This is a genomic window from Paenibacillus sp. FSL R5-0378 (genome assembly GCF_038009285.1).
Classification (GTDB): Bacteria; Bacillota; Bacilli; order Paenibacillales; family Paenibacillaceae; genus Paenibacillus_AQ; species Paenibacillus_AQ favisporus.
Genome location: NZ_JBBPAY010000001.1, coordinates 1,275,346 through 1,291,196, shown reverse-complemented (window position 1 = coordinate 1,291,196; position 15,851 = coordinate 1,275,346). Strand labels below are relative to the sequence as shown.

Annotated in this window: 16 protein-coding genes; 10 read left to right on the top strand and 6 right to left on the bottom strand. The window is 54.6% G+C overall.

Annotation, left to right across the window (positions count from 1 at the left end):
* Positions 1-47 precede the first annotated feature (47 nt).
* A complete protein-coding gene (cls, locus tag MKY74_RS05705; protein ID WP_076174735.1) occupies positions 48-1,553 on the bottom strand; it encodes a cardiolipin synthase in 1,506 nt (501 codons plus the stop codon).
* Between the two features lie 238 nt (positions 1,554-1,791).
* On the opposite strand from cls, the gene MKY74_RS05700 reads away from it, so the two are divergent.
* The 6 genes from MKY74_RS05700 (at position 1,792) to MKY74_RS05675 (ending at position 8,029) form a co-directional block, all read left to right on the top strand.
* Positions 1,792-2,373 (top strand): TetR/AcrR family transcriptional regulator, encoded by a 582-nt coding sequence (locus MKY74_RS05700; RefSeq protein ID WP_076174738.1) that lies wholly within the window; start codon positions 1,792-1,794, stop codon positions 2,371-2,373.
* 40 nt (positions 2,374-2,413) lie between these two features.
* Complete coding sequence (locus MKY74_RS05695) at positions 2,414-2,761, top strand: DMT family transporter (RefSeq protein WP_076174740.1); 348 nt, start codon at positions 2,414-2,416, stop codon at positions 2,759-2,761.
* Positions 2,761-3,075, top strand: a complete 315-nt coding sequence (locus tag MKY74_RS05690) for a DMT family transporter (protein ID WP_076174742.1) — start codon at positions 2,761-2,763, stop codon at positions 3,073-3,075. The genes MKY74_RS05695 and MKY74_RS05690 overlap by 1 nt, the downstream gene beginning before the upstream one ends.
* Positions 3,076-3,162: 87 nt before the next feature.
* Positions 3,163-3,609 carry a carboxymuconolactone decarboxylase family protein gene (locus MKY74_RS05685; protein ID WP_076174745.1) on the top strand — a complete coding sequence of 149 codons (447 nt, stop codon included), beginning with the start codon at positions 3,163-3,165 and terminating at the stop codon, positions 3,607-3,609.
* Between the two features lie 215 nt (positions 3,610-3,824).
* Entirely contained in the window at positions 3,825-4,748 is a 924-nt protein-coding gene (locus MKY74_RS05680) for a TetR/AcrR family transcriptional regulator (protein WP_076174747.1), read from the top strand.
* Between the two features lie 44 nt (positions 4,749-4,792).
* Complete coding sequence (locus MKY74_RS05675; protein ID WP_076174750.1) at positions 4,793-8,029, top strand: efflux RND transporter permease subunit; 3,237 nt, start codon at positions 4,793-4,795, stop codon at positions 8,027-8,029.
* Positions 8,030-8,176: 147 nt separating this feature from the next.
* Here the strand turns inward: MKY74_RS05675 and mobA are convergent, their stop codons facing one another.
* Positions 8,177-8,830 carry a molybdenum cofactor guanylyltransferase gene (mobA, locus tag MKY74_RS05670; protein WP_144025508.1) on the bottom strand — a complete coding sequence of 218 codons (654 nt, stop codon included), beginning with the start codon at positions 8,828-8,830 and terminating at the stop codon, positions 8,177-8,179.
* A 259-nt stretch (positions 8,831-9,089) separates the two neighbouring features.
* Here mobA and MKY74_RS05665 point away from each other — a divergent pair, with 259 nt between their 5' ends.
* Complete coding sequence (locus MKY74_RS05665; RefSeq protein ID WP_076174755.1) at positions 9,090-10,328, top strand: MFS transporter; 1,239 nt, start codon at positions 9,090-9,092, stop codon at positions 10,326-10,328.
* A gap of 170 nt (positions 10,329-10,498) precedes the next feature.
* On the opposite strand, the gene MKY74_RS05660 is transcribed toward MKY74_RS05665, so the two are convergent.
* On the bottom strand, positions 10,499-12,187 hold the full coding sequence (locus MKY74_RS05660) for a glutamine--tRNA ligase/YqeY domain fusion protein (protein WP_076174809.1): 1,689 nt from the start codon (positions 12,185-12,187) through the stop codon (positions 10,499-10,501).
* A 268-nt stretch (positions 12,188-12,455) separates the two neighbouring features.
* Between MKY74_RS05660 and MKY74_RS05655 the strand changes: the two genes are divergently transcribed.
* From MKY74_RS05655 to MKY74_RS05645, 3 genes are all read left to right on the top strand, one after another.
* Positions 12,456-12,710, top strand: a complete 255-nt coding sequence (locus MKY74_RS05655) for a DUF2164 domain-containing protein (protein ID WP_076174757.1) — start codon at positions 12,456-12,458, stop codon at positions 12,708-12,710.
* A gap of 93 nt (positions 12,711-12,803) precedes the next feature.
* Entirely contained in the window at positions 12,804-13,352 is a 549-nt protein-coding gene (locus MKY74_RS05650; protein ID WP_076174812.1) for a GNAT family N-acetyltransferase, read from the top strand.
* Positions 13,334-13,528, top strand: a complete 195-nt coding sequence (locus MKY74_RS05645; RefSeq protein WP_076174760.1) for a hypothetical protein — start codon at positions 13,334-13,336, stop codon at positions 13,526-13,528. Before MKY74_RS05650 ends, MKY74_RS05645 begins: the two co-directional genes overlap by 19 nt.
* Here MKY74_RS05645 and MKY74_RS05640 read toward each other — a convergent pair.
* From MKY74_RS05640 to MKY74_RS05630, 3 genes are all read right to left on the bottom strand, one after another.
* Entirely contained in the window at positions 13,525-14,184 is a 660-nt protein-coding gene (locus MKY74_RS05640) for an MOSC domain-containing protein (RefSeq protein WP_076174763.1), read from the bottom strand. The two genes, MKY74_RS05645 and MKY74_RS05640, sit on opposite strands and share 4 nt — an antisense overlap.
* Positions 14,185-14,274: 90 nt before the next feature.
* On the bottom strand, positions 14,275-15,060 hold the full coding sequence (locus tag MKY74_RS05635; RefSeq protein WP_076174766.1) for an SDR family oxidoreductase: 786 nt from the start codon (positions 15,058-15,060) through the stop codon (positions 14,275-14,277).
* Between the two features lie 237 nt (positions 15,061-15,297).
* Positions 15,298-15,801: a GNAT family N-acetyltransferase gene (locus MKY74_RS05630; protein WP_076174768.1), complete on the bottom strand. Its 504-nt coding sequence runs from the start codon at positions 15,799-15,801 to the stop codon at positions 15,298-15,300.
* Between the last annotated feature and the right edge of the window lie 50 nt (positions 15,802-15,851).

The window sequence follows — 15,851 nt, the reverse complement described above, 5'->3', positions numbered from 1 at the left end:
GCCGCCCAAAGAAGCTTTTCCGCCTACCTCGTACCACCGCAAAGCCGCTACAGCAAAGGGGATAGCAGCCTCGCGAGCGACTCCATAAAGCGTTCCGGTATTTTTTTCTTATTAAATTTATCGGGAATGATTTGCTTCGTATACACCAAATCCCGTTCAAAGTCCGACACGATCCGCTGCACGCTCTCGGTCTGCACCAGCAGCGCGTTCACTTCAAAATTCAAATGGAAGCTGCGCATGTCCATATTGGCGGTTCCGATCGTCGCCACCTCGCCGTCAATGATCAGCAGCTTGGAATGCAGGAACCCTTTTTCGTATTCGTAAATTTTGACGCCCACGTCGAGCAGCGAAGGAAAATACGAATGGGAAGCCAGGAACGGCAGCCACTTGTCCGGCTTGGACGGAAAAAGAATGCGTACGTCGAGCCCCGACATCGCGGCCACGCGCAGAGACGTCAGGATATCGTCGTCCGGGATAAAATAAGGCGTCGCCAGCCAGACCGATTTCTGCGCCGAGGTGATCATCGAGAAGAAAATATTTTTGAGCGTACGCCGGTCGTTGTCCGGTCCGCTCGGGATAATCTGCACGGCGCCGCCGCTGCTTTCCGCCAGCTCGGGAGACAGATATTCGGCGTCCAGCACCTTTTCCCCGGTCATATAGAGCCAGTCCTGCAGGAAAATAATTTGCAGCGTCCGCACCGCCTCGCCCCTGACGCGCATATGGGTATCTCTCCAGAAGCCGTATGCCGCATTGCGGCTCAGGTACTCGTCCCCGACGTTCAGCCCGCCGATAAAGCCAACCTTGCCGTCAATCACGACGATTTTGCGGTGGTTGCGGAAGTTGACCCGGGAGAGAAAAAACGCCTTGGAGCTTCCGTACGCGACGACCTGAACCCCGGCTTCCTGCATGGCCCGGAGGAACGATTTGGGCAGCTGCATGCTTCCCCAGGCATCGTACATAAAACGGACCTGCACGCCGGCTTTGGCCTTTTCAATTAAAATCTGCTGAATCCTTGTTCCGATATGATCGGCGCGGTAAATGTAGTATTCCATATGAATATGATGCCTGGCCTTCTCGAGCTCCTTCAGCAGGGTCGAGAACGTTTCCTGCCCGTTGGTCAGCACTTTGGTATCGCTGGAGAAGGAAATCGGAGTCCGCGCCAGCCGCTGCGAGAGATGCAGCAGCTGCTGCTGCATGGGATTAAAGGAAGATAGATCCGGATGGAACCGCGCACCATTCTCTTCCAGCCGGTCATATGTTCTGAGGTCCTGCTCGGCTTTTTTATCGAACTTGCGCCGTTTGAAGTAATTTTGCCCGAAGAGCAGATAAAAGAACAGACCCACCACCGGCATCAGGGCGAGCAGCAAAATCCAGGCCATCGTCGAGGACGGGTTGCGGTTTTCCATAAAAATCATGAACCCGAGCGACACGACGGTAAGCGTGGAAAATATACTGACAATGGTTCCCGCGGTTTTGCCGAACACGCCGAAACCAAAATAGTAAAACGCAAATAATATCGCGGCAATGATAAAGATTTGTATTCCCCGTCTCATATGTTACCTCTCTTAAGTATCATTAAAAAACATGCATATCCATGGTCATCGTCCAAACCCATAAGGTATATTTTACATGAACAAGTTCAAAGTTCCTACGAATTTTTATCGAATGGACAAGCCCGCCTGAAATTTCCGTGCATGCCTGATGTTAGAATGCCCATCTTCTTGACATTGGCTGCATTGTGTGAAAAAATATCACCTAACGACCGTTAGGTAGTCAACAGGAGTCGATGATATGAACGCCAAAAACACCCTGCTCGAAGCTGCATTATCGCATTTTGCCAAGGATGGATATGAAGGAGCGTCCCTGCAAAAAATAGCCGAGGAAGTCGGCATCAAAAAGCCGTCCATCTACGCGCATTTCAAAGGGAAGGATGAGCTGTTCCTGCAGACGCTGAAGGGCGCCCTCGATGAGGAAGGGACCCGGATTATCCGCCGCTATATCAGCCTGAAAGACCAGCCGCTCGAGCAGCGGCTCAAAGGACTGCTGGAGTATCTCCAGGAGGAGTACACCCGGAGCAGCAAAACCAAGTTTGTGCTGCGCATGGCCTACTTTCCACCTTCCTCGCTGCATGATCAGGTCATGGAACTGGTCTTTCCGTTTCTGGATTCGATGGAAAAGCGGATGATTCGCGTCATGCGCCACCACGCTTCCGCCGGCCACCTCCCGGTTAAAGATCCGGACGGTGCCGCCGTCGCCTACATGACGCTGATCGACGGGGTCCTCATCGAAATGGTGTGCGGCGGGCTGGAGGGATCGCAGCGAAGACTGGCGGCATCATGGCCCGTATACTGGGCGGGCATTCATCATATTTGACGCAAGTGGCATCCTAACGGACAAATAAAGGAGGATCATCATGAACCGCCACTGGCTTTCTGTTATTATCGGGGGCGTTGTGGAAGTGCTGTGGGTGTCCGGCCTGAAGCACTCGGACAATGCGCTTGAATGGATTCTTACGGTCATCGCTATCATCGCGAGCTTCATTCTCATTATTAACGCTTCGAACCATCTGCCGGTCGGGACGGTGTATGCGGTGTTTACCGGCCTGGGAACGGCCGGCACCGTCGTTGCCGAGATGCTGTTCTTCGGCGAACCGTTCCGATGGTCCAAGTCGCTGCTCATTCTCGTTCTTCTCGCCGGAGTGATCGGCCTTAAGCTGGTCACTGACAAAGACGGCAAGGGACAAAAGGAGGCGAATCACTGATGGCTTGGATTGCAATCGTCATCGCCGGCCTGTGCGAAATGTTCGGCGTCATCGGGATCAAGGGCGTCACGCAAAAGAAAGGGCTGCCGGCATATGTCATGCTGATCCTGTCCTTTATCGTCAGCTTCTCCCTGCTGTCCTACGCCATGAACTCGATTCCGATGGGAACGGCGTACGCCGTCTGGACCGGCATCGGTACGGTCGGCAGCACGCTGGCCGGCATGTTTCTGTTCGGCGAGCCCAAGGAATGGCGGCGGATTCTGTTTATTGCGATGATTTTGGCCTCAGCGGTAGGTTTGAAGCTGATCTCATAATTTTTTTTGCTTTTTTATGGAATGATGTCACAAATCCCGCACCTGATCAGTCTTCTTTGTGAACGAACCTAAAGGAGGCTGTTATCGATGGAAATCAGATTGAATTACAAGGACGCCAATATGCCGGCTCTTAGAGCGATGCTTGCTTTTGAGCAGTTTGCCCAGAGCACTACGATCGACAAGGTGCTCTCCGAGCTGATCAAGATCCGGGTGTCGCAAATTAACGGATGCGCGTTTTGCCTGGATATGCACAGCAAGGACCTGCTCAAGCTGGGAGATTACCAGGAGCAGCTGACGCTGGTCTGCGTATGGCGGGAGGCCCCTGTATTCACCGAGCAGCAGCGCGCAGCACTGGAGCTTGCGGAATACGTGACGAAAATTTCCGAGGCAGGCGTCCCGGATGAGGTGTTCGGCAGGGTCAAAGAACATTTTGACGAGAAGGAAATCGTCGACCTGCTGATGGCCATCAACGCCATTAACTGCTGGAACCGGCTGGCCATTTCGACCGGTATGTTTCCCGGCTGTATGGGTTAAGAGAACCGCCTATCTAAACCGTCACAATTTCGCCATATTCATTCCCTATAAATGTGGAGCCCAACCGGCACCTTCCTGCGTAATACAACCAGGAAGGTGCCTTTTTTTGTAAATGGCGCCGGGTTGTTTGAAAACGACCTTCGCTTTGTAATATAATCGTTCTGACTAGGCGGTCAATTTGAGAACCGAAGTGTCAGAAAGGGGTGAAGGTGCATTTGTCTGAGAAATTGGCGGACAAGAAAAAACAGATTCTGAAAACCGCCCTGCAGCTGTTTTCCACAAAGGGGATTTCGGCCACCTCCATGCAGGAAATCGCGGAATACTGCGGCATGTCCAAAGGCAGCTTGTATCTGCACTTCAAATCCAAGGAGGATTTGGAGAGCAGCATCTACCTGTACTGTGAGGGCCTGATCCGGGACAGCGTTATGCAGGTGGAACAGGAACACCTTCTGACTCCCAAAGAACAGCTGCGGAAACAGCTGGAAGTCGTGCTGAATCTGCTCGTAGAACTCCGGGAGTTTCTGGTGGTGCAGATTCAGGATCACCATGCTTCGGGAAAAAAGCCACCTTCCCAGAAACATTTGCGTGAAAAGCAAATCATCGGCATCCAGTGGTTCAAAAACAAGCTCGAGCAAATTTACGGGGATGACGTCTATCCCTACACGCTGGACCTTACCATGTTTGTGGTGGGCCTTCTCGACGGATATATCCGGACGCTGTTTATTCCGGGTCTGCCGCTGAACATCCGGCGGGTTGCCGATCATATCGTGTTTTTGCTGGACGAAGTCGCCGGCGGCATGGTCCGGTCGCAGCGGGATCCGCTTATTTCCCCCGGGATATGGACCGAGTGGACGGAGAAGCTGAAGGACCGGTCCGGGGGGAGCCTGCGGCATCCGCTTATTATTACCAAGCAGATGCGGGATCTCTTAAAGGACAAGCTGCCGGAAGGACCAGAGCGTGACCTGGCTCAGGAGTCGATCGATATCATCGACAAGGAGTTTCGGGACATCGAACCGCGCAAAGCGATCCTGGCCGGCATGATCGCCAACCTGGAGAGCGTGCCCGAGCTTGTTTCCTTAAGCCGCGAATTGAAGGAAATCTGCAGGCTGTACGTGTTTTCAAGAACCGATCGTACCTGAAGCGTGAGCAAGAGATACAAAGGAGAGGAGCAGAAACCTGCGAAATGAAGAGCATTATTAATTTTTCATTGAACAATAAATTCGCCATCTGGATCCTGACGGTCATCGTCGCCGCCGCCGGCTTGTACAGCGGGCTGGTGATGAAGCAGGAGACGATTCCGAATATCAACATCCCGTTTCTTAGCGTGACCGCCGTTTACCCGGGCGCAGCGCCGGAAGGCGTCGTGCAGGATATTACGATCCCGCTGGAGCAGCGGCTGCAGAACGTGGACGGGGTCAAGAACGTCTCCTCTACGTCTATGGAGAACGCAGCCAACATCGCCATGGAATTCGACTACGGCACGGACCTCGATCAGGCCACCGCAGCCGTCCGGGAAGCGCTCAACGAAGTGACGCTGCCTGACGGCGCCCAGAAGCCGACGATCTCCAAGTTCAGCCTGAGCTCATTTCCGGTCGTATCCCTCAGCGCGTCCGACAGCTCAAGCGATCTTGAGGGTCTGACCAAAAACATTGAGGACGAAGTCGTGCCTGAACTGGAGAAAATTCCAGGTGTCGCTTCCGTCTCCGTCTCCGGACAATACGTCAAGGAAGTCCAGCTGACATTTAATAAGGAGAAAATGGCCCAGCTCGGCCTGACTGAAGATACCGTCAAGGGTATCGTTCAAGGCTCCTCCGTACGGGTTCCGCTCGGTCTGTTCAATCTGGAGCAGTCCTCCAAAGCGGTAGTCGTGGACGGCAACATCACGACGCTCGATGATTTGAAAAAGCTGACGATTCCGGTTACGCTGGGAGCGGGCAGCGCACAAGGACAGAGCGGTACTGCTGGGGCAGCCGGTCAAGGTGCCGGTGGCGCGGGTGTTGCTGGCGGTGCAGGCGCAGGCAGCGCAGCCGGTGCTGGCGGCGCTGGGGCAGGCAATGCTGGAGCAGGCAATGCTGCTGCTTCCATTCAAGGCGGCCAGGCCGGCGTTCCAACCGGCATTCCGACGGTGAAGCTCAGCGATATCGCCGACATCAAGGTGGTCGGCAGCGCGGAGTCGGTGTCCCGCACGAACGGCAAGGCCTCGATCGGCCTGCAAATCGTCAAGGACAATGACGCCAACACGGTGGACGTAGTCAATGCCGTGAAGGACAAAGCCAAAGACCTTGAAGGCCAGTTCAAAGGCATGGAGCTTACGGTGCTGCTCGACCAGGGCAAACCGATCGAAGACTCCGTATCGACGATGCTGGATAAAGCGGTCTTCGGCGCGCTCTTCGCCGTTATCATCATCCTGATCTTCCTGCGGAACATTCGCTCCACGATCATCTCGATCCTGTCGATTCCGCTGTCGCTGCTGATCGCCCTGCTGATTCTGTGGCGGCTCGATATTACGCTCAACATGATGACGCTCGGCGCGATGACCGTCGCGATCGGCCGCGTCGTCGACGACTCCATCGTCGTCATCGAGAACATTTACCGCCGCTTGACCAGCAGCGGCGAGAAGCTGCGCGGACGCGAACTGATCCGCGAAGCGACGCGCGAAATGTTCGTTCCGATCATGTCCTCGACGATCGTAACGATCGCGGTCTTCCTGCCGCTGGCGTTCGTTACCGGCATGGTCGGCGAGCTGTTCATGCCGTTTGCGCTTACGATGGTCTTCGCCCTGCTGGCTTCCCTGCTCGTAGCGATCACCCTCGTGCCGATGCTGGCCCACAGCTTGTTCAAGAAGGGCATCAAGTCCTCCAAGCAGCATGATCACGACAAGCCGGGCCGGATGGCACGCGGCTACCAGCGGATTTTGAACTGGGCCTTGTCCCACAAGCTGATCACGTTCGGATCCGCGGTTATTCTGCTCGTAGCAAGCTTCTTCCTGACCCCGCTGATCGGCACCAGCTTCCTGCCGGATCAGGAGGACAAATACATCATGGTGACCTACTCGCCTGAACCTGGCGCTCAGCTGGAAACCGTGGAGAAGCGGGCCCTTGAAGCCGAGAAATACATTTTGAGCCAGCCGAACATCGACAAGATGCAGTACTCCGTCGGCGGCAGCGGCAATCCGCTGGCCGGGGGCTCGTCGTCCAATTCGGGTCTGTTCTATGTAGAGTACAACAAAGATACGAAAGACTTTGAGAACGTGAAGAAAAACCTGGTGGAAGGTCTGAAGAAACAAGTATCCACCGGAGAATGGAGCTTGATGGACATGTCCGGCGGCATGGGCGGAAGCTCGCTCAGCGTCAGCGTCTACGGCAACAGCCTGGATGATATCAAGCCGGTCTCCGAGCAAATCCTGAAGCTGGTGCAGGCAGACACGGATAATTTTGAAAAAGCGAAAACCAGCCTGACCAAAGCTTATGACCAATACACGATCGTGGCGGATCAGCAAAAGCTAAGCTCGATGGGCTTGACGGCCGGTCAAATCGCCATGAAGCTAAGCCCGGTCCGCGAACGTCCGGTGCTGACCGAAGTGACGGTCGACAACAAAGACTACAAGGTTTATATCGAAACCGATAATAAGGAATACAAGAGCATCAACGACATTGAGAACGAAACGGTTCAATCGCCGCTGGGCATGAACGTTCCGATCAAAGAAGTCGCCAAAGTGGAAAAAGGCACGTCGCCGGATACGATCACCCGCAACGACGGCAAAATGGTCGTGGACGTGACGGCCAACATCGTCACCTCCAACGTCGGCAAAGCTTCTTCGGACCTGCAAAAGGAAATCGACAAGATCGACTTGCCGGATGGCGTCGAAGTTAAATTCGGCGGCACGACCGAGCAGATCAACGATACGTTCACCCAGCTCGGCCTGGCCATGGCTGCGGCGATCGCCATCGTCTACTTCGTGCTCGTCGTGACCTTCGGCGGCGGCCTGGCGCCGTTTGCGATCCTGTTCTCCCTGCCGTTCACGATCATTGGCGGACTTGTCGGCCTCTGGATCGGCGGAGAGACGCTGAACGTATCGGCCCTGATGGGCGCCCTGATGCTGATCGGTATCGTCGTGACCAACGCGATCGTGCTGATCGACCGGGTGATTCACAAGGAACGCGAAGGCTTGTCGACGCGCGAAGCGCTGCTGGAAGCCGGAGCCACCCGTCTCCGTCCGATTCTGATGACGGCGCTCGCCACCATCGGTGCCCTGCTGCCGCTCGTATCGGGACTGGAGAACAGTGCCGGTATCATCTCCAGAGGTCTCGGCATCACGGTTATCGGCGGTTTGGTCAGCTCCACGCTGCTGACGCTGGTCATCGTGCCGGTTGTTTATGAGTTCCTGATGAAATTCCGGAAACCGAAAGTAGAAGATTAATTTCTTCAAATAAAAAGGACGTGCTTCTCTCCCTAAACGGGAAGGGGCACGTCCTTTTTCTATATAGTTTAGGCTTGCCGACGAAACCTAACCTACTGACCTATGCATAAAATCGGAATATACAGACAACTTAACACAAATCCTCTCTCAAGAAAGACCTGTCATGGCGCGCTTATAGTCTGAAGGCTCATTCATGTTATAGAAGGCTTTGTCCGCACCGGGCCCAAGCTCCTGGATAAGCTCTTCCTCGGAGACATAGCACACCTTCAGCTGCTCCAGCCACCCGGTCAGGCGCAGCCGGCCGGAAGACAAGCACGTCTCCAGGGACGGCAGAACACTGCGATGGTAGGCAGCCAGCAGCGGCTGAATGCGTCCCCCCGATACCGGGACGATGGCCTGGAGTCCGCTTTTATCATCCATAACCGCCGCCGCTTCTTCTGCCTTCTGTGCCAGAAAACGAAAAACCTCTTCCGTCACAAACGGCATATCACAAGCCGCGATGATGCTCCAAGGCGTGGCGGCAGCTTGCAGTCCGGCATGCAATCCCGACAGCGGTCCCTGTCCCGGATAACGGTCATGCACCACTTCTTTGCCCAGGAACGCATACTTTTCGTCGTCATTAACCGAAATGATGATATTTGAAGCAGACGGCGACATCAAGCGGACGATCCGCTCGATTACCGTTTCACCGTTCACGTTCAGCAGTGCCTTATCGGTCCCCATCCGGCTGGATTGACCCCCGGCAAGCAAAATTCCTGTGACCTTGAACATCGTTCGTCTCATCCCTCTCGTTACAAGCATGAACAGGCAATCCAGGTCCTATTTTTCATACATTTAAAGTAGCTCCAAATAAATTATGGGATAATTCTCAAAAGTTGGTTTGTATCCCTTTTCAACTAATGATAAAGTGGGATTGGCAGTCTTTAAAACGCCGCTTTCGATATGGAATGAACGGAAGATTTTCTAACTTTGCGCACAGAAGCGGGTCATCAGAAGATTACAATGCGGAACTTCAGTTCAACCTATATATTAGCAAACGGCCGGAAAGGAATGTGCTAGCGTGCAGGAAAACGGAAGCAAGCCGTCTTCGTTAACGTCGCTCAAGGCGTTCAACTTTTTAATTTACGGCACCATGGTGATTTTCACCAGCTATTTTCAATTATACCTGCAGGATGCGGGAATGAACAAACTGGAAATCGGCAGCCTGATGGCACTGGGGCCGTTGATCTCCCTGCTGGCCAATCCGGTCTGGACGTTTGCCAGCGAACGCCTGCGTGACACCAAGCGCAGCCTGCTGCTCATGATGGCGGGTACCCTGCTGCTGACTCAATTTGTATTTCATGCCGATACGTTTACGATGATTTATGTGGCCATGATGCTCTTTTTCTTCTTTCAAAGCCCGATGTTTGCGCAGAGCAACACGCTGATTCTCGGCTATATTCCGGATCAGCCGCACCGGTTCGGCGCGTTCCGGATGTGGGGCTCTATAGGCTGGGCGGTGACCGCTGTGGCGGCCGGCCTCTTCCTCGACCGGATCGGAATCTCCCGCCTTTCCTTCGTGTTTACGGGAATCCTTGTCCTGGCGATCGTATCCGTCCTGCTCCTGCCTCCGCTCAAGCGGACCTCCGAAACGCCGCCGATGCGTCTCCGGGGCTTTGGCAGGTTTGCGGTGAACCGTTATTTTATCGCTTTTATCGTTCTGGGCATGGCTGTCTCCGTCCCCACCTTTATGAATAATACGTTCATGTCGCTCTATATCACGGAACTGGGAGGATCAAAAACGGTAGTGGGACTGGCCGTCTTCCTGTCGTCCATTCTGGAGATCGGCGTGCTGATTCTGTTCAATCGTTATCTAAGGCGTAAATTGTCCACGCTCGTAGGCTGCCTTTCCCTTGTAAGCCTTCTGTTTGTCCTTCGCTGGCAGCTGATGGCGAACGCCACAAGCCCGGTCGAAATCGCCGTCATCCAGATCCTTCACAGCATCACCTTCGGCGGCTTCTTCTTTGTCGGAACCCAGGTGGTGCGACTGCTGACGCCGGCCCCATTCCGCGGACCCGCTCAGGCGCTCTACACGCTCACTTGGAGCGGCATCTCCGGCATGCTCGGCAGCCTGGCCGGCGGCTGGCTGTTCCAGAACTTCGGCGGCGCGGCCATGTACAAAATTTGCGTGATGCTGGCGCTGATCGGCGCGGCCGGCTTCGGCATTATGTGGTACTGGATTCGCGTTCAGCATCATACCCAGGCGGGGGCTGCCGGAACTGTGACCGGGCCTGCAGATGATGACGATTCACCGTTCTAAAGAAGCTGGACCCGATTGGCCGGGCCAAAGCTTGACATAAGCGAGACAGAGCAAGCCAAACATAAACAAAAAGCCAGCCGCTGGGTGATTGCATCTGCGGCTGGCTTTTCTATATGTCATTCGAACGTTGCAGGCCTTCTCATAGGTTCTTGTGCCGAGCCGATCCCGCCTTATTTCGGCATTTGGAAGGAGCTCTTCAGGGAGACGACCAGGTTAAATACCGGTTGTCCGGGCGCAGAATACTTCGAATCCACGTTAAAATATCCGTGCCGGAAAAACTGGAACTTGTCCTGCGGCTTGGCATTCTTCATGTCCGCTTCCACAAAGCCGTGCAGCACTTCGAGGGAGTTCGGATTGATTTCGTCCAGGAAGCTTTTCTCTGCTGTTTCGGCTTCGTTCTCCTCGGCCGTGACATCCGTCTCTTCCGCCTTGATCAGCGGCTCATACAGACGGAACTCCGCCGGTACGGCATGGGAAGCTTCGACCCAGTGGATGGTTCCCTTGACCTTGCGGCCGGTAAAGCCGGTGCCGCTCTTCGTTTCCGGATCATAGGTGCAGTGAATTTCCGTCACCTGGCCGTTCTCATCCTTCACGAAGTCATGGCATTTAATGAAATAGGCATTCTTCAGCCGGACCTCGTTGCCCGGGAACAAACGGAAATATTTGTTCGGCGGGTCCTCCATGAAGTCGTCCTGCTCGATGTAAATTTCGCGCGAGAACGGGATTTGCCGCGTGCCCATGTCCGGGTTCTCGGTATTGTTCTCCGCTTCGAGCCATTCCACCTGGCCTTCTGGATAGTTGGTGATGACCACTTTCAACGGCCGCAGCACCGCCATCGTCCGCGGAGCCTTCAGCTTAAGGTCCTCGCGGATAAAATGCTCCAGCATTTGCAAATCCACCAAACCCTGGCTCTTCGAGATGCCGGTCTCGTACACGAAATTCCGGATCGCTTCCGGCGTGTAGCCGCGGCGGCGGAGTCCGGAAATCGTCGGCATGCGCGGATCGTCCCAGCCGTCGACGATCTTCTCGTCTACGAGCAGCTTCAGCTTCCGCTTGCTGGTCAGCGTCTGTGCCAGATTCAGGCGGCCGAATTCGTATTGATGCGGTGTGCTCTCCATTTCGCATTCCTGGATGACCCAATCATAGAACGGGCGCTGATCCTCGAACTCCAGCGAGCAGAGGGAGTGCGTTACGCCTTCGATGGCGTCCTCCAGCGGATGGGCGAACGCATACATCGGGTAAATGCACCACTTGTCCCCCGTGTTGTGGTGCGTGGCATGGGCGATCCGGTAAATGACCGGATCCCGCAGGTTGATGTTCGGCGAGGCCATGTCGATCTTGGCGCGAAGCACCTTCTCCCCATCCTTGAATTCACCGCTGCGCATTTTCTCAAACAGCTCAAGGTTCTCCTCGACGCTGCGGTCACGGTAAGGGCTGTTTTGGCCCGGCTCGGTCAGCGTGCCGCGCGTCTCGCGGATTTGATCGGCTGTCTGATCGTCGACATACGCTTTGCCTTTTTTGATCAAGAGCACCGCACGGTTGTACATCTCATCGAAATAGTCCGAGGCATAACGCTTCTCCGCCCATTCGTATCCAAGCCATTTCACGTCTTCCTCAATGGATCTGACGAACTCCACATCTTCCTTCAGCGGGTTCGTATCGTCAAAGCGCAGGTTCGTTGCGCCTTCGAATTCGCCGGCCAGCGCGAAATTGATCCAGATCGCCTTGGCATGCCCAATATGCAAATAGCCGTTCGGTTCCGGAGGAAAGCGGGTGACCACTTTCTGAACCTTGCCCGACTTCAGGTCTTCCGTTATGACATTTTTAATAAAATTGGAGGGAGTGCTTGGTTTCTCCACAGTTATCAACCTTTCATCCATAAAGTCTTCTTTATAGATAGACCTCGTCCATCTTATTCTCTGTATAAAGCTTGTTTCATATAAATATACCTGTAATGCCGGGAGAGTTCAATCATTCGCGCTCCTCTCCCCTTTTACGTGAACGCGAAGCCTTATACATCCTTCCCCAATCCAGGGGCAAACATGAAAATTGGGGCTAATACCATTTTGACGCCATTTGAGGAATAAGGTAGCATGGAAATAAAAGCCGAAGGGGGCCTAAATGCATATGAAATCGATGAAGCTGGCGAAGGAACAGCGGGACCAGGCGATTCTGCAGATCCAGCAGTTTTTTGAGCATGAACGCGGCGAAGCCATCGGTGAGCTGGCAGCGGACGGCGTGCTGGACTTCTTTATGACACGCATCGCTCCGCATGTGTACAACCAGGCGCTGAGCGACTGCCGCCATGTGGTCAGCCAGAGAATGATATCCCTGGAAGACGATATATACGCATTGGAACAAAAGGTTAAAGCGTCCCGTTAAGTACGAGGGGAGAAGTGAAAACGCATGGTTGGTTACATATATAAGCTGGCCGCCAATTTCGCCGATCTTGGGAAAAGAAAGAGGGATTCATTCATGTTTACATACGCACTTGACGACCAAATTGAGCTCCGGCCCCTGGCGCTGCAGCATGCACGCCCGCTGTTTCACTTGACCGACCGGTCACGTGACCGGCTGCGGGAATGGCTCCCCTGGGTGGATGCGATCCGGGAAGTGGAGCATACGGCCAATTTTGTGAAAAATGCCATTAAGCAGGGCGCCGAGAACGGCGGCATTTCCGCCGGCATTTGGGTGGACGATGAAATCGCCGGTCTGATCAGCTACCATCAGATCGACTGGAACAACCGCTCCGTCAGCATCGGCTACTGGCTGGGGAAGGAATTTGAAGGCAAGGGCATCATGACCAGCGCCTGCCGGACCTTTGTCGATTATGCCCTGATGGACATGGATCTCAACCGGGTCGAAATCCGCTGCGCAACGGGCAACCACCGCAGCCGCGCAATCCCCGAACGACTGGGATTCGTTCTCGAGGGAATCGTCCGTGAAGCGGAGAAGCTACCCCAAGGTTACGTGAATCACGCGGTCTATGGGATGATACAAAATGAATGGAAGCTGCTTCGGTAGCCCGTTTTGAAAACCCTTCCTCCAAGGCAGACAAAATGCCGCCGCTCCTGTCCAACGGACAGGGAACGGCGGCATTTTTGCCATACGATGAAGCGGTCATTCAGCGATACACAGACGTTCGGCAGCCGCTGGATAACTGGGCGGCCGGCGGACTGGCCGCAGCCTGGCCGGTTTAGGCCAGCCAGTTGCTGAACTGCTCCTTCACGGTCGAAGCAAGGGCTTCGACTTCGAGCATCCGGGCAATCTCTTCCCGGTCCGCCCGCTTGCGTCCCAGCGCCAGCTGGCGCAGAACCGCGGCCACTGTCACGCCGCCCGGGCTGGATTCACGCTTGACGATGGACGATTGGCGGTCCAGCACCCCTTCCTGGAGCACGCGGAGATAAAAACCGCTGTATCCGGTATCCAGCACCCGTGCCGGGAAGTCGGTCACCCCATGCTTGCTGGCGATTTTGAAACAGGGAAATCTCGGCTGGGCGACCTGCATGACTGTCCCGCCGATTTCAAACGTATCGCCGATGCACACTTCTTCTTCCAGCAGCCCGGATACGGTCAAATTCTCGCCAAAGGCCGGGCACTCCATCGGAATGCCCAGCTCCCGCTTCCAATAGGCGTAATGCTCTACAGGATAGACGCACACGGCCTTGTCAGGCCCGCCGTGATTTTTCAAGTCACCTTGGCCGTCCCCTTCCATCTGCGTGCGTCCAACGAACACTTCTCCTTCAATCGGGCGTTTATGTATGCCGGTTGTGAGCGGTTTGCCCATATACTCCACCGTGATCGGCTTGCCGACGTTCACCGATACGATCCGGTAAGCGGTATCCACCTGATTCATTGCGGCTTCCCTCCAAATTGATCATCTTGCTTCCATCATAGCATTTGGGGGTGCGCCGGTACAAAAGAATTACACGAGCTGGGATGGCCCTTAGAGAGCCTGTACCAGCCCGCCGTCAATGACAAGGGTTGTGCCGGTAATATAGGTGTTGGCACCCGATAACAGGAATACAACGCCTTTGGCGAATTCCTCCGGCGTTCCATACCGTCCGAGCGGAATTTCGCTCTGGGACTGCTCTGCGACCTCTTCCGCGCTGACACCCTTCGCTTTCGCATTCGATTCGTTCAGCTGGATGATCCGGTCGGTCTCGATCCGCCCCGGTGCCACCGTGTTCACCAGGATTCCGTACTGAGCCAGCTCCTGAGACAAAGACTTGCTCATGCCGGCTACGCCGTTGCGGAACGTATTCGACAGAATGAGCCCGGGAATCGGCTGCTTGATTGACGTCGACGTCAAATTGACGATATGCCCGCCCAGTCCCTTCATATGCGGAAGCACCTCACGGATCATTCGGACATAACTGAGCAGGTTCAGCTGAAAGGCTTTATCCCAGTCTTCATCCGTCAGCGTTTCAAACGTTCCCGGAGACGGACCGCCTCCGTTATTGACCAATATATCGATGCGGCCGAACTTTTCGGCCGTATAACGCACCATCGCTTCCACTTCATGCGGAATCGTAATGTCCGCCGCGTAATATTCCACCACGCCGCTGCCGAGCTTCTGCAGCTCCTGCTGTACCGCCTCCAGCTTGCCGTCGCTGCGGCTGACCAGCATCACATCGGCTCCTTCTCGCACCAGTTCAGCGGCGATCGCTTTGCCCAGTCCCTGACTGGATGCAATGACAAGCGCCTTTTTACCCTCAAGATGAAGATCCATTCTCTTATGACCCCTCTTCTATAAATTCTGCTATACCCTTATAAACTGATCATTCGGGGATGAAACCATTCGGATTCTTGAATGCTGCTGATGACAAAGCGTTAATTATAGTATAAAAAGGAACCTTCACCTTGTGAAAGTCCCTTTTGTACCGTTTTATATCGGGCTGACTGACTAATTATACACAAAAAATGTCATATCATGGTATTTTACAGGACGGATAGCCCCATAGCCCCATTAAGGACGCGCCAGAAAGCAGCTCATCAATATATCATCGACATCGCGGCCGCCGATACAAAATTCCCGTTCCAGGCAGCCCTCCTGTACGAAACCACATTTGCGGTAAAATGCGATGGCTCCGGGGTTGGAAGACAGGACCCGCAGTCTCAGCTTTCGTTTTCCTTGCTCCTGCGCCCATTTCTTTCCCGCCTCGATCAGCCTCGACCCGATCCCCTCCTGCTGATAATCGGGATGAACCGCAATGTTAATTTCACAAACATGGCTGTTGCTGGAGAGGCCCGTAGCCGGACGAAATCCGATGTACCCGCACAGCACGTTGTCCACCACGGCCACCAGCTGGGAACCCGGCGGGCAGTGACGCAGATAGTCCTCCCGGGAAGACCAGCGGACCGGTTCCGGAGCGGTCCACTCGTTCCACACGAGGGCGTCGATATCCATCAGCGCCTGGGCGTCCCTCATTTCCGAGAGGCGGATGGTCAAAACACGATGTTCGGATGGCATAACAGCTTCACCTCGATTGATAGTAAACTAGGACCAGGTTCAGGGGTATT

Coding starts and splice junctions, on each gene's coding strand:
- cls (WP_076174735.1), bottom strand. CDS start 1,553: ATGAGACGGGGAATACAAATCTTTATCATTGCCGCGATATTATTTGCG.
- MKY74_RS05700 (WP_076174738.1), top strand. CDS start 1,792: ATGAACGCCAAAAACACCCTGCTCGAAGCTGCATTATCGCATTTTGCC.
- MKY74_RS05695 (WP_076174740.1), top strand. CDS start 2,414: ATGAACCGCCACTGGCTTTCTGTTATTATCGGGGGCGTTGTGGAAGTG.
- MKY74_RS05690 (WP_076174742.1), top strand. CDS start 2,761: ATGGCTTGGATTGCAATCGTCATCGCCGGCCTGTGCGAAATGTTCGGC.
- MKY74_RS05685 (WP_076174745.1), top strand. CDS start 3,163: ATGGAAATCAGATTGAATTACAAGGACGCCAATATGCCGGCTCTTAGA.
- MKY74_RS05675 (WP_076174750.1), top strand. CDS start 4,793: ATGAAGAGCATTATTAATTTTTCATTGAACAATAAATTCGCCATCTGG.
- mobA (WP_144025508.1), bottom strand. CDS start 8,830: ATGCTTGTAACGAGAGGGATGAGACGAACGATGTTCAAGGTCACAGGA.
- MKY74_RS05655 (WP_076174757.1), top strand. CDS start 12,456: ATGAAATCGATGAAGCTGGCGAAGGAACAGCGGGACCAGGCGATTCTG.
- MKY74_RS05650 (WP_076174812.1), top strand. CDS start 12,804: ATGTTTACATACGCACTTGACGACCAAATTGAGCTCCGGCCCCTGGCG.
- MKY74_RS05645 (WP_076174760.1), top strand. CDS start 13,334: ATGGAAGCTGCTTCGGTAGCCCGTTTTGAAAACCCTTCCTCCAAGGCA.
- MKY74_RS05640 (WP_076174763.1), bottom strand. CDS start 14,184: ATGAATCAGGTGGATACCGCTTACCGGATCGTATCGGTGAACGTCGGC.
- MKY74_RS05635 (WP_076174766.1), bottom strand. CDS start 15,060: ATGGATCTTCATCTTGAGGGTAAAAAGGCGCTTGTCATTGCATCCAGT.
- MKY74_RS05630 (WP_076174768.1), bottom strand. CDS start 15,801: ATGCCATCCGAACATCGTGTTTTGACCATCCGCCTCTCGGAAATGAGG.